Raw genomic sequence first — 13547 nt, forward strand, 5'->3', positions numbered from 1 at the left:
CACCTTCTGTAGGAGCGCGCTTGCCCGCGACCGGCTGCGTCAGCAGTCGTGAATTCGTAGCGTTTCGCAGATTTTGCGAGCGCTACGCACTCGGTCGCGGGCAAGCGCGCTCCTACGGGGTACACCCAGGAGCCATCATGCTCAACACCATTCTCCCCATCCTGCTGTTCGCCGCCCTGGGCCTTGGGCTCCTGGGCGCCTTGCGGCGGGTCAAGCTGTGGCGCAACGGTCGGGCCTCGAAGGTCGACCTGCTGGGCGGCCTGCTGGCTATGCCCAAGCGCTACATGGTCGACCTGCACCATGTGGTCGCCCGTGACAAATACATCGCCAACACCCACGTGGCCACGGCCGGTGGTGCGGTGGCATCGATCGTGCTGGCGATCCTGGTGCATGGTTTTGGCCTGCACAACAAGATCCTCGGCTACGCCTTGCTGCTGATGACAGCGGTGATGTTCGTCGGCGCGATCTTCGTGTTCCGCCGTCGCCTCAACCCGCCATCGCGCCTGTCCAAAGGGCCGTGGATGCGCCTGCCGAAAAGCCTGTTGGCGTTTTCGGCCAGTTTCTTCCTGCTGACCCTGCCGGTCGCCGGTATCCTGCCGCAGGATTTCGGCGGCTGGGCAGTGGCGGCCGTCCTGGCGCTGGGCGTGCTGTGGGGCGTCAGCGAGCTGTTTTTCGGCATGACCTGGGGCGGGCCGATGAAGCACGCCTTCGCCGGTGCCCTGCACCTGGCCTGGCACCGCCGCGCCGAGCGCTTCGGCGGCGGCCGCTCCACGGGCCTCAAGCCGCTGGACCTGGACGATCCGCAAGCGCCTTTGGGCGTGGAAAAACCCAGGGACTTCACCTGGAACCAGTTGCTGGGCTTCGACGCCTGCGTGCAGTGCGGTAAATGCGAAGCCGCCTGCCCGGCGTTTGCCGCCGGCCAGCCGCTGAACCCCAAGAAGCTGATCCAGGACATGGTCGTGGGCCTGGCCGGTGGCACCGATGCCAATTTCGCCGGCAGCCCGTACCCCGGCAAGGCCATCGGCGAGCACGGCGGTCACCCGCACCAGCCGATCGTCAACGGCCTGGTGGACGCCGAGACCCTGTGGTCGTGCACCACCTGCCGCGCCTGCGTCGAGGAGTGCCCGATGATGATCGAGCACGTCGACGCCATCGTCGACATGCGTCGCCACCTGACCCTGGAGCGCGGCGCCACGCCGAACAAGGGCGCCGAGGTGCTGGACAACCTGATCGCCACCGACAACCCCGGCGGCTTCAACCCCGGTGGCCGGCTGAACTGGGCGGCGGACCTGAACCTGAACCTGTTCAGCGACAAGAAAAGCGCCGATGTGCTGTTCTGGGTCGGTGACGGTGCGTTCGACATGCGCAACCAGCGCACCCTGCGCGCCTTCGTCAAGGTGCTCAAGGCGGCGGGCGTCGACTTTGCCGTACTGGGCCTCGAAGAGCGCGACAGTGGCGACGTGGCGCGGCGCCTGGGTGACGAGGCGACCTTCCAGAGCCTGGCCAAGCGCAATATCCAGACCCTGGCGCGCTACCGGTTTGCCCGCATCGTGACGTGCGACCCGCACAGCTTCCATGTGCTCAAGAACGAATATGGCGCCTTTGGCGGCGAGTACCAGGTGCAGCACCACAGTACGTTCATCGCCGAGCTGATCCAGGCCGGCGCGCTGAACCTGGGCCAGCACAAGGGCGGCAGCGTGACCTACCACGATCCTTGCTACCTGGGCCGCTACAACGGTGAATACGAGGCGCCGCGCGATGTATTGAAGGCGCTGGGCATCGAGGTCAAGGAAATGCAGCGTTCCGGCTTCCGTTCGCGGTGCTGTGGCGGTGGCGGCGGGGCGCCGATTACCGACATCCCCGGCAAGCAGCGGATTCCCGACATGCGCATGGAGGACATCCGCGAAACCCAGGCCGAGCTGGTGGCGGTCGGGTGCCCGCAATGCACCGCCATGCTCGAAGGTGTGGTCGAGCCGCGTCCGTTGATCAAGGACCTGGCCGAGCTGGTGGCCGACGCCTTGATCGAACAGGATGCCGAGCCTGCACGCCAGCCGGCCCAGGCCAAACGTGAACCTGCGGAGGTGCACTGATGAGCGACATTATCCGCCGCGACCCACGCGCCGCGTGGATCGCCCGTAACCGCCTGCACCCGCTGCATGCGGCCATGCAACCGTTGCAGGAGCGCTGGATGGGCCCCAACGGGGTCCTGCGCAAGAACGTCCACGGTATCGGCTTCATCGGTCCCAACGGCCTCAAGCGTATCGACCGCAGCGGCGCCCAGCAGGGCGGCGCGGTCAAGCGCAGTGCGGCAGTGGCGGTGCAACTGCCGCTGCATGTGGTGGCGCAACCGGCGTTTCACATCTGTGTAGTGCCCGACATGGTCGGCGGCCGCCTGGGCAGCCACGACCGCGACCTGCTCGGCCTGGCGCGGCAGATGGCCGGTGCCGACGGCGCGGTGCTGGCGGTGGTCTTCGGTGAACACAAGGAAAGCGCATTCGACACCGCCGGCGTGGATCGCCTGCTGGTGCTCGACGACGACGCCTTCGACGGCTATTCACCGGAACAGCGTGTCCAGGGCCTGCGGGCGGTGGATAACCAGTTCGACCCGCGCCACTGGTTGCTGCCCGACAGCCGCACCGGTGGCGGTGAACTGGGCCGGCGCTTTGCCGCCAGCCTGGGCGAGCGCCCGGCCACGCGGGTCTGGCAGGTCAAGGACGGGCAGTGCAGCGCCCGTGCCGGGGCCGGTCGCGAAGACCTGGTGCGGCCATTGGCGCGGCTGATCCTGGCGGCCGCCGAATGCGCAGAGCCTGTCAGCGAAACCCGTCATGAAGCCGTGCCGGTCGAGTTATCCACAAGCGTGGTGCGCAGCCTGTCGCGTATCGAAGACCTCGGTGCCGTGGCCGTCGACCCGGCGGCCATCCCGATGGCCGAGTCGGAGTTCATTGTCTCGGGTGGCAACGGCGTCCAGGACTGGGACCTGTTCCACCGCACCGCCGCCGCCCTGGGGGCCACCGAAGGCGCCTCGCGGGTGGCGGTGGACAACGGCTTCATGGCCCGCGACCGGCAGGTCGGTGCCACCGGCACGTGGGTCACGGCGCGGGTGTACATGGCCGTGGGGATTTCCGGGGCGATCCAGCACCTGCAGGGAATCGGTGCCTGCGACAAGGTGATTGCGATCAACATGGACCCTGGTTGCGACATGATCAAACGGGCTGATCTGTCGGTCATCGGCGACAGCAGCGAGCTGTTCCACGCCCTGATCGCGGCGGTCGATGCCTGGCGCAATGGAGACAAACGTGATGCAGCCTGAATCTGTCACAAAGAACACTCCGGCCCTGCAGGTCATCAGCCTGGTGTCGGTCGGCGCCCACCCGACCTCCGGGCGCGCCCGCCGTGCCGAACAGGACGCCCGTGCCGTCGAGCTGGGCCTGCGCCTGGTGGGCAACAACCTGCAGATGCTGCATGCCGGCGACCCACAGGAACCGGCACTGCGCGCTTACCTGGGCATGGGCCTGGATGAGATGCACATCCTTGAACAGCCGGCGGGCAGTGATGCCTTGCCCGCCCTGGCCGAATACATTCGCGACTGCAACGTGCAGATGGTGCTGACGGGCAGCCAGGCCGAAACCGGCGAGGGCTCCGGCATGTTGCCCTTCCTGCTGGCCGAGCGTCTTGGCTGGCCTTTGGTGATCGGCCTGGCCGAAGTGGAGTCGCTGGAAAACGGCACGGCCCTGGTGTTGCAGGCCCTGCCACGCGGCCAGCGCCGGCGCCTCAAGGTGCGCCTGCCGTTCTTGGCCACTGTGGATAACGCCGGTCCCACGCCACGGCAAAGTGCCTATGGCCCGTCCCGGCGCGGGGTACTTGGAGCGGAGCAGACCGAAGTGATCAGCGATGAGCTGCTCACCGGCGACAGCCTGCAACCGGCCAGGCCACGGCCCAAGCGCCTCAAGGTGATCAAGGCCAAGAGCGGTGCCGACCGCATGAAGGCCGCGACCGCCAAGGCCAGCGGCGGTGGCGGCAAGGTGCTCAAGGGCGTCAGCGCCCAGGAAGGCGCCGAGGCGATCCTCAAGCTGCTGGTGGAGGAGGGGGTGATTCGCTGAAACAGCACCAAGGCGGCCCGCTGCCGCGCAGTCGTCTGGGACCCGGTAGGAGCGCGCTTGCCGGAATGCCGGACCACCGCGACCGAGTGCGAAGCGCTCGCAAAATCTGCGAAACGCCGCAAATTTATAGTTGTGAACACGTTCGAAATCGACGAAACGCCGCAAATTTACAGTTGTGAACACATTCGAAATCTACGAAACGCCACAATTTTACGACTGCTGCGCACTCGGTCGCGGGCAAGCGCGCTCCTACGCAAGAGGCGGCGCGCTGGCGGTTGTGGATCATTCATTTCTTGAGGCTGACCGCGCGCTTCCACAGCACCACGTCCGGGGCGGTGATGGCGGTCGAGGTGTGGGCCTGCTCGCAGGTGTACTTCACGGTGTTGTGGACCACGGTATCGCCTGCTTCATAGGCCACGTCTTCTTTCCAGTCGGGTGTCTCGCCACCTTCCCCGGGTTGGGTACGGATCGTGAGCACGGCTGACCAGTCCGAGCTGACACCTTGTGTATCCGTGGCCCTGATCTGATAGCCATAAGCCTTGTCAGGCGCAAGTCCGGTGTCTTCGAAGGGTGGCGCGTTGGTGGTGCCGATCTCGACGCCGTCGCGACGCAGGTTGTACTGGAACACCGGATTGGGACCGGTGGAGAGGTGCCAGCTCAATTTCACCGAGTCCTGCATCGGTTCGGCCGCAACGAAACTGGCCGGTACGGACGGTTTGCCGGGCGCCGGCGTCTCGCCTTCGGTCAGGTAGCCGTAGCGTTTGACGAACGCCCAGTCATAGGCCTTGCCGGTCTTGTCCTTGCCGTCATCCCAGTTGACCGACCAGGTCATAAGGCCGCGAATCGGGTTGTTGTCTCTGGTCAGGCTGTCCAGTGCCCATTTCACATCTTCAGGATCGATCACATAGCCGGTGGCGGCCGCATCGTTATTGGTCGGCAGGCCGATCACCAGTCGATCGGCCGGAATCCGCGAGAAACCTCGCGTGCCGTGGATCAGGCTGTCGGTCAGGTAATACAGGAACAGTTCCTTGTGCTCGTCACTGTTCTGAGTGATCCACAGGCTTTCCTCATCGACCCAGACGCCGTCACCGCCCTGGTTGTAGTACTGCGGCGCAATGAAGTCGTAGAGGTCCTCCAGCGCCTCGATGTAGGCAAGATAGGCGCCGTCCGTTCTCAGGTAAGGAAACTCCGGCGCCATGCTGATGATGAAGTGCTTGCCTTCGCCTTCGTAATGCTCGCGCACCCGGCGCAGGGCCTCGGGCAGCACGGTACGGTTATCGGCGAAGGTGATTGCGCTTTGCTCCAGATCGATGTCCAGGCCGTCAAACCCATACACCTCGACCAGACGGATGATTTCATAGGCCAGTGCCTCTGCATGCCCTTGATCTTCATGCAGCTCGATATGGGCATCGGCACCGCCCAGCGAAATCAGTACCGCACGTCCTTCGGCATTGAGCTGTGCCACCTGGGCGCGAAACTCGGCATCGCTGACGTTATAGGGCTTGAAGGTCGGGATGCCGCTGCCTTTCATGAAAGCCACGGCCACGACGTTATACGCCTTGGGAATATCGGTCAGGGGCATCTCGGCAAACACGCCCTGTTGATAACCCTGGCCGGGCGAGGTCGGCCAGTTGTGCCAGAAGCCCATGAGAATGTTCTTGCCTGTAAGGTCCGGCATGGCCGAGGCCGCATCAAGGGCCGAGTTCTTGTACTGGGCCAGAACGCTTGGCTTGAGCATGGTGATGTCTCCTTCCGCTGGATAGACGCTGCATAAGCATGAGTGTCAGCCAGGGGCCAAGGCTTTTGTACTGGTAGAACTGACAGGGTTAGGGCCGATCAGGGCGACTTATCCAGTGAATGCTGTTTACTTACGCACATTCCCTGTGCGCCTGCCTGTGGATAAGGTGTTCGCTTGTGTCTGGAGGCCACGTAAATCGGGGCTTGCAGGGGTGTGGTTAAAAAATGATCAGTGGGTATGAGCGTTTTTTCGCTGCATGGGCTGTGGATAAGCGCTCTAGTACGGGTGACGGTTGCCCACAATCTCTGTTGGCTGCTCTGTGGACAAGGTGTTTGCTATGTGCTGGAAGCCTTGAACGGCGTGGCATGTAGAGGTTTGTATAAAAAATAGCCAAATAGCGCAGGCGAGGTGGAAAGCCGGGTCTTTGCACTGTTTTCCACAGCCCGGAGTACCAAACGGTCAAGTTGCCCCCAAAGTCTGTTGGCGCTTCTGTGGATAAGGTGTTCGCTGTCCTATAAAAGTCTTTATATACAAAGGCTTGATAGAGTTGATCAATAAATGACCAGGCGCTGGCGTGTGCACAACCGGATATCGGCATGGGCGCGCAGCGTCATGGATCCATGCTTTTGACAGGATTGCCCACAATTGCTGTGGGCTGCCTTGTGGATAAGTTGTTTGCGAACTGCGCCAGGCACTACGGGCGGGGGATTGCAAGTGCCTGGCTGTTTTTTGATCAATCAGGCCTTATTCGTGGTTGACCGCTACACCCTTGAGGTAAGGCGCAGGTTCCGCGCCCAGGTTTTCCAGCACGCGCGCGCTGTACCAGTCGATGAAGTTGACCACGCCGAACTCGTAGGTCTTGGAATACGGGCCTGGCTGGTAAGCCGTGGAGTTGATGCCGCGCTGGTTTTCTTCGGCCAGGCGACGGTCCTGGTCGTTGGTGGCGTCCCACACCTCGCGCAGGCGCGCCACGTCGTAGTCGACGCCTTCGACGGCGTCCTTGTGCACCAGCCACTTGGTGCTGACCATGGTTTCCTGGGCGCTGATCGGCCAGACGGTGAAGACGATCAGGTGATCGCCCATGCAGTGGTTCCAGGAGTGCGGCAGGTGCAGGATGCGCATCGAGCCCAGGTCCGGATTCTGGATGCGGCCCATCAGCTTGTTGCAGCCCTGCTTGCCGTCCATGGTCATCGACACGGTGCCCTTGAGCAGCGGCATGCGCACGATACGGTTGCGCAGGCCGAAGCCGGCATGCAGGTAAGGGATCTTCTCGGCTTCCCACTTGGTGGCCGACTCGGCCACATGGTCCTTGAATGACTGGCTGGCACGCGGATCGTGGGTGTCGTCCCATTCCAGCAGGGTGTTGAGCAATTCAGGGTGCGAGCCGCTGCAGTGGTAGCACTCGCGGTTGTTTTCCAGTACCAGCTTCCAGTTGGCCTTTTCCATCAAGGTGGTCTGCACCGCCACCTTGGTGTTCTCCATGTCGTAGGGTTCCATGTAGTGGCTCAACGTGGCCAGGAACTCGTCGATGGCCGGCGGATTCTCTGCCAGGCTGATGAAGATGTAGCCACCGGCCGTCTTGACGTTGATCGGCTTGAGGCTGAATTTCTTCATGTCGAAGTCATCGCCCATCTCGGTGCCGGCGTACAGCAGGCGGCCGTCCAGCTCGTAGGTCCACTGGTGGTAATGGCACACCAGCTTGGCGACCTTGCCTTTCTCGGCCGTGCACAGGCGCGAGCCGCGATGGCGGCAGACGTTGTGGAAGGCATTGATGGTGCCGTCCGCGCCGCGCACCACCAGCACCGGGTTGTTGCCGATCTGCAAGGTCAGGTAGTTGCCTTTCTTGGGGATCTCGCACGTCATGCCGGCGATCAGCCACTCCTTGTGGAAGATCTCCTGCATGTCGATCTGGAACAGGCGTTCGTCGTTATAGAACGGTTGTGGCAGCGAATAGGTGCGTTCGCGGTTCTGCAGCATCTCGGCTGTCGCCTTGCGTGCTGCTTCAAGTGGGTCGCCCAGGCTCAGGTTTGCAGTGACGTCCATCTTCGGATTCCTCAAGACCGCCTCGGGCGGTCGCGATTGTGGCTAATACGGTGGGTTTTGCGCAGCACGCAAGGCGATCTTTGGCGGTCGCTCTTGCCGGGTATTATTGCGTAACGATTTAGCCGCGAGTGTGGAGATGCGCGCGCCGACAACCTTATCCATGCACGACATGGCCGAATCCGTTCCCGACGGGCAAGCCCATGTCGTTGGGGGCTGGTCGCCGTAAGTACGTCAATGTCGCAGATAGATAAATGGCAGCAGAGGGCGTTACGCAGAATTCGCTCATGAAAGGCCGGCTGTCGGCCGTGGAGATCGAGCATGTCCCAAACCTTCCTCAACCCGGTCAATACCCAGACGTGGGCCAATGGTCGCCACGCCGTGCGGGTGGTCAAAGTCATTCAGGAAACCTGGGACGTCCGCACGTTTTGCTTCATGGCCGACCAACCGATCCTGTTCTTTTTCAAGCCAGGGCAGTTCGTCACCCTGGAGCTGGAAATCGACGGCCAGCCGGTGATGCGTTCGTACACCATTTCCAGCTCGCCCTCGGTGCCGTACAGCTTTTCGATCACGGTCAAGCGCGTGCCGGGCGGCAAGGTCTCGAACTTCCTGCACGACACCCTGCATGAGGGCCAGGAGCTGGCCGTGCACGGCCCGGTGGGGCTGTTCAACGCCATCGACTTTCCGAACCCGAAGATTCTCTACCTCAGCGGCGGGGTGGGCATCACCCCGGTGATGTCCATGGCGCGCTGGTACTACGACACCAACGCCAACGTCGACATGGTATTCGTGCACAGCGCCCGCTCGCCCAAGGACATCATCTACCACCGCGAAATGGAGCACATGGCGTCGCGGATCGATAACTTCAGCCTGCACCTGATCTGCGAGAAGCACGGCCTGGGCGAGCCGTGGGCCGGCTATCGCGGTTACCTGAATATCCGCATGCTGGAAATGATGTCCCCGGACTTCCGTGACCGTGAAGTGTTCTGCTGCGGCCCGACGCCCTACATGGCAGCGGTCAAGCGCATGCTGCAGGACAACGGCTTCAACATGGCCCAGTACCATGAAGAGTCGTTCGGTGCCACGCCGCCCGAGGCCAAGGCCGATGCGGTCGAGCACGCCGAACAGGCCGCCGACGCGCCGGATATCGACGCCAGCGACCTGCACGAAGTGGCGTTCACCGACACCGGCAAGAGCATCCGCATCACCCCGGGCGAAACCGTGCATGCGGCGGCTGCCAAGCTGGGCCTGATGATCCCCAAGGCCTGCGGCATGGGCATCTGCGGCACCTGCAAGGTGATGAAGCTCAGCGGCGAGGTGGAGATGGAGCACAACGGCGGTATCACCGAGGAAGACGAAGCCGAGGGTTACATCCTGTCGTGCTGCAGCGTGCCCAAGAGCGACGTACGCATCGAATATTGATTACGGTAGGACCGGCCGGAATAACGGTCAAGGCTGGCGCGGTCCCTTGTGGGAGGGGCCGGTCGGCGCCCCGATCTGCCCCGGGCGGCGATCCGACGATGAGGCCAGCAAGGCCCATACACCTGCTGCGCCTGTCCCATAGCCATCGCCAGCAAGCCGCCTCCCACAGACTGGTGCCAAGCACGAGATCCAGAACAACATCAATCCTGTAGGAGGCGGCTCTGCCGGCGATGAGGCCAGCAAGACCAACACACCTGCTGCGCCTGTCCCATAGCCATCGCCAGCAAGCCGCCTCCCACAGTCTGGTGCCAGACCCGAAATCCAGGGCGACATCAATCCTGTGGGAGGCGGCTCTGCCGGCGATGACGTCAGCAAGGCCCATACACCTGTTGCGCCTGACACATAGCCATCGCCGGCAAGCCGCCTCCCCCACAGWCTGGTGCCAGGCACGAGATCCAGAACAACATCAAWCCTGTGGGAGGCTGCTCTGCAGCGGGCGGCGATCCGACGATGAAGCCAGGACAGCCGACAGACAGGCAGCGCTTGTAAGCCCGTCATTGCCAGACAGTTGCTGCCTCCCACAATCGGGTGTCAGACTCAAAAACGGGTGAAAACAGGCTTAACTGATCGGCATTAGTCCTACACCGCCCCTGCGCAAGCAGTGCGTCTAGAGCCTGAAGCGCAGCACCATGCCGTTGAGGTCCACCGCCAGGCGCGACAGTTCGGTGCTGGCCGCCGAGGTCTGGTGGGCGCCGGTGGCGGTCTGGGTCGACAGGTCGCGGATGTTGACCAGGTTGCGATCCACCTCGCGGGCCACCTGGGCCTGTTCTTCGGCGGCGCTGGCGATCACCAGGTTGCGCTGGTTGATCTGCTCCACCGCCGTATTAATGGTGTCCAGCGCCAGGCCCGCGCCTTGGGCGATGCTCAGGGTCGACTCGGCGCGCTCTGTGCTGCTGCGCATGGCCCCTACAGCCTGCTCGGTGCCGCTCTGGATGGTCTCGATCATGCGTTCGATTTCACTGGTCGATTGCTGGGTGCGATGCGCCAGCGCCCGCACCTCGTCGGCCACCACCGCAAATCCGCGCCCGGCTTCCCCGGCACGCGCCGCCTCGATGGCCGCGTTCAGGGCCAGCAGGTTGGTCTGGTCGGCCAGGCCACGAATCACATCCAGCACCTTGCCGATGTCCTTCGATTGCTCGGCCAGGTGACTGATCTGCTCGGCACTGCCCTGCACGTCGCGGCTCATGCGCTCGATGGCGGTGACCGTTTCCTGCACCAGGTCGCGGCCGTCGCGGGCCGAGGCGGTGGCGCTCTGCGAGGCCTGGGAAGTGTCGTTGGCGTTGCGCGCCACTTCCTCGACCGCACAGGTCATCTCGTTGACCGCCGTGGCGGCCTGTTCGATCTCACCGTTCTGCCGGCCCAGGCCGCGGGCGCTTTCGTCGGTCACGGCGTTGAGTTCTTCGGCGGCCGAAGCCAGTTGCGAGGCCGAACCGGAAATGCGCTGCAAGGTGTCACGCAGCTTGTGCTGCATGGTGTGCATGGCCTGCAGCAGGCGCCCGGCCTCGTCACGGCCATCCACCTCGATGGGCTGGGTCAGGTCGCCCTCGGCAATGGTTTCGGCGGCTTGCAAGGCAGCGGCGATCGGCTGGGTGATGCTGCGGGTCAGCAGCCAGGCAAACAGCACGGTCAGCAGGGTGGCGACGATCAACAGGCCGACCACCAGGACAAAGGCTTGCTGGTAACGCTCGGCGGCGTGCGCATTGGTCTGGTTCAGTTGCGTGGTGTTGAACTCGACCAGGCGGGCGATCACCTCGTTGATCTGATCGGAGTTTTCCATCATCTCGGTGTTGAGCAAGGTTTGCAGGCCGTCGAGGTTGTTGGCCAGCGACAGCTCGCGAAGACGCGTTTCCAGCTGCAGGCGGGTGTCACGCAGGCGCAGGTACTGGTTGTAGATCGTCTGCTCCTGCGGGTCATCGATCAATGCCTCGTATATCCCTCGGGCCTCTTCGATCTGCTGGTTGCGCAGCGTCATGGTTTCCTTGGTTTTCTGCTGGATGTCCGGCTCGCGGTTGACCATCAACCGGTAGGACAGCACGCGCATGCGCTGGGTGAGTTCGTTGATGCGGTCCAGCGCCTTGATGGTCGGCACGCTGTTATTGGCCAACGCCTCTGTGTCGCTGCGGATCTGGCTCATTTGTGACAAGGCGAACACGCCGAGCATCAGCATGAGGGCGCCGATAAAGGCGAAACCGAGGGAGGCGCGGGGTGCGATATTCAGGGTGCGTAAGGGCATGATAAAAACTTCCAGGGCAAGAGGCGCAACCCGGTGTGGCTTGCAGGCGATAAAGCCTCTGACCGGGGTCCCTGGCAATCGGTTGCATCAAGTGATGGCAAAAAGTTATCACCTTGTTTCAGCGTCCGGTCGTCGTGCCGATGCCTGATCCGGCCTGCGACGGGAACCGAAATGACCAGACGAAGTCAGATGGGCCCTTGAAGGTGGCTTGTCTCGCCTCCACTTATGGCTAAAGGCCGGTTTCCAAGGCCCAAGCGCTGGCATGCACCTCCACTTTTCTTTATGGTGTGTGCCCCTCTGGAACGTGTTCGAGTAATCAAAATGTTGGAAACATCCCTCAGTCAGTTGGAACAACTCGTCAGCGATCTGGTACAGCAGAATCAGCAACTGCAGGCCACCGCCGATCAACTGCGTGCCGACCTGGCCCAGGCCCGTGAAGAGAACGACACCCTGCAGCTGAGCCTGCTGGAGCAGGAAGAAAAACAGGGCAGCGCCGCCGCCCGCATCCAGGCACTGGTTGACCGTGCTACCAGCGCCAGTCATGTGAGCGCATGAGTTCAACGAGTGATGTGACGGTCTTCTCGATCCTGGGGCAGGACTACTCGGTCAAGGCCCCGCCTGGCGAGGAGCACGCCCTGCTGCAGGCCGCCGCCATGCTCCAGGCTTCGCTGGCCGACACCAAGCGCCAGTACCCGGCCCTGATCGGTGACCGGTTACTGGTGCTGGCGGCCCTGAACCTGTGCTCGAGGCACCTTGAGCTCAAGGAGCAGCACAAGGTCGAGCTGGCGCGGTATCAGGAGCAGGTCGAGGCAACCGTCGAGGCGATCTCCCGCACCATTTCCCAGAACTGACGGCGGCCTCGCGGGCGCCGTCGGTCTTGCGCCTGCCAGGTCATCAGCCGGCCTGCATTCCCCGGCGAATATCCGCCGCCAGTTGCCGCACGCGTGCCTCTTCGGTGTCCCAGGAGCACATGAAGCGTGCGCCGCCCTTGCCAATGAAGGTGTAGAAGCGCCAGCCCAGGCCGGTCAGTGCCGCGATGGCCGGTTCCGACAGTTGCAGGAACACGCCGTTGGCCTGCACCGGGAACATCAGTTCGACGCCCTGTACATCCTTGACCAGTTCGGCCAACAGCTGAGCGCAGTGGTTGGCGTGGCGGGCGTGCTTGAGCCAGGCGTCGTTTTCCAGCAGGCCGACCCAGGGCGCGGACAGAAAGCGCATCTTGGAGGCCAGTTGGCCGGCCTGCTTGCAACGGTAATCAAAGTCCTCGGCCAGGTCGCGGTTGAAGAACAGGATCGCCTCGCCGACCGCCATGCCGTTCTTGGTCCCGCCGAAACACAACACATCCACCCCCGACTTCCAGGTCAGTTCGGCTGGCGAGCAGTCCAGGTACGCGCAGGCGTTGGAAAAGCGTGCGCCATCCATGTGCAGGTGCAGGTTCAGCTCCTGGCAGGTGGCGCTGATGGCCTTGAGCTCTTCGGGCTGGTAGATCGTCCCCACCTCGGTGGCCTGGGTCAGGGTCACGACCCGGGGCTTGGGGTAGTGGATGTCCTGGCGCTTGAGGGCGATCTCGCGGATCGATTCAGGGCTCAGCTTGCCGCCAACACTGGGCGCGACCAGCAGTTTCGAACCGTTGGAAAAGAATTCCGGCGCGCCGCATTCGTCGGTCTCGACGTGGGCGGTTTCCGAGCAGATGACGCTGTGGTAACTCTGGCACAGCGCCGACAGCGCCAGGGAGTTGGCGGCGGTGCCATTGAACGCGAAGAACACTTCGCAGTCGGTTTCGAACAGACGACGGAATTCATCGGCGGCGCGGGCCGTCCATTGATCATCGCCGTAGGCCCGTTGATGCCCGTGGTTCGCCTGCTCCATCGCGGCCCAGGCCTCAGGGCAGATGCCGGAATAGTTGTCGCTGGCAAACTGTTGGCTTTGATCTGTCATGGCCGAATCCTTGTGG

General features: G+C 63.1%; 10 protein-coding genes and 1 pseudogene. 6 read left to right on the forward strand and 5 right to left on the reverse strand.

Annotated elements, in window-relative coordinates; all coding sequences use genetic code 11:
• Positions 1-137: 137 nt before the first annotated feature.
• The 3 genes from dgcB to etfB are packed head-to-tail and all read left to right on the forward strand — an operon-like array spanning position 138 to position 4100.
• Positions 138-2090: a dimethylglycine demethylation protein DgcB gene (gene dgcB / locus ASF84_RS20060; protein ID WP_056840593.1), complete on the forward strand. Its 1953-nt coding sequence runs from the start codon at positions 138-140 to the stop codon at positions 2088-2090.
• Entirely contained in the window at positions 2090-3310 is a 1221-nt protein-coding gene (gene etfA / locus ASF84_RS20065; protein ID WP_056840594.1) for an electron transfer flavoprotein subunit alpha, read from the forward strand. Before dgcB ends, etfA begins: the two co-directional genes overlap by 1 nt.
• Positions 3300-4100: an electron transfer flavoprotein subunit beta gene (gene etfB, locus ASF84_RS20070; protein ID WP_056840595.1), complete on the forward strand. Its 801-nt coding sequence runs from the start codon at positions 3300-3302 to the stop codon at positions 4098-4100. Before etfA ends, etfB begins: the two co-directional genes overlap by 11 nt.
• A gap of 286 nt (positions 4101-4386) precedes the next feature.
• On the opposite strand, the gene ASF84_RS20075 is transcribed toward etfB, so the two are convergent.
• Entirely contained in the window at positions 4387-5838 is a 1452-nt protein-coding gene (locus ASF84_RS20075) for a glycosyl hydrolase family 18 protein (RefSeq protein WP_056840596.1), read from the reverse strand.
• A 744-nt stretch (positions 5839-6582) separates the two neighbouring features.
• Positions 6583-7881: a glycine-betaine demethylase subunit GbcA gene (gbcA, locus tag ASF84_RS20080; RefSeq protein ID WP_056840597.1), complete on the reverse strand. Its 1299-nt coding sequence runs from the start codon at positions 7879-7881 to the stop codon at positions 6583-6585.
• A gap of 318 nt (positions 7882-8199) precedes the next feature.
• Between gbcA and gbcB the strand changes: the two genes are divergently transcribed.
• The gene (gbcB, locus tag ASF84_RS20085; RefSeq protein ID WP_056840598.1) at positions 8200-9300 is read left to right on the forward strand and encodes a glycine-betaine demethylase subunit GbcB; all 1101 of its coding nucleotides are present in this window, start codon (positions 8200-8202) and stop codon (positions 9298-9300) included.
• Positions 9301-9967: 667 nt separating this feature from the next.
• On the opposite strand, the gene ASF84_RS30285 is transcribed toward gbcB, so the two are convergent.
• Positions 9968-10840 carry a methyl-accepting chemotaxis protein gene (locus ASF84_RS30285; protein ID WP_421957966.1) on the reverse strand — a complete coding sequence of 291 codons (873 nt, stop codon included), beginning with the start codon at positions 10838-10840 and terminating at the stop codon, positions 9968-9970.
• Positions 10823-11593 (reverse strand): annotated as a pseudogene (locus ASF84_RS30290) (MCP four helix bundle domain-containing protein); the annotation flags it as partial. The pseudogene ASF84_RS30290 and the gene ASF84_RS30285, both read right to left, overlap by 18 nt.
• A gap of 321 nt (positions 11594-11914) precedes the next feature.
• Here ASF84_RS30290 and ASF84_RS20095 point away from each other — a divergent pair.
• A complete protein-coding gene (locus ASF84_RS20095) occupies positions 11915-12148 on the forward strand; it encodes a hypothetical protein (RefSeq protein WP_056840600.1) in 234 nt (77 codons plus the stop codon).
• Positions 12145-12444, forward strand: a complete 300-nt coding sequence (locus tag ASF84_RS20100; RefSeq protein ID WP_056840601.1) for a cell division protein ZapA — start codon at positions 12145-12147, stop codon at positions 12442-12444. Before ASF84_RS20095 ends, ASF84_RS20100 begins: the two co-directional genes overlap by 4 nt.
• 43 nt (positions 12445-12487) lie before the next feature.
• On the opposite strand, the gene ASF84_RS20105 is transcribed toward ASF84_RS20100, so the two are convergent.
• Positions 12488-13531 carry a threonine aldolase family protein gene (locus tag ASF84_RS20105; protein ID WP_056840602.1) on the reverse strand — a complete coding sequence of 348 codons (1044 nt, stop codon included), beginning with the start codon at positions 13529-13531 and terminating at the stop codon, positions 12488-12490.
• Positions 13532-13547: the final 16 nt, after the last annotated feature.

This window comes from Pseudomonas sp. Leaf127 (assembly GCF_001423155.1).
GTDB lineage: Bacteria > Pseudomonadota > Gammaproteobacteria > Pseudomonadales > Pseudomonadaceae > Aquipseudomonas > Aquipseudomonas ovata.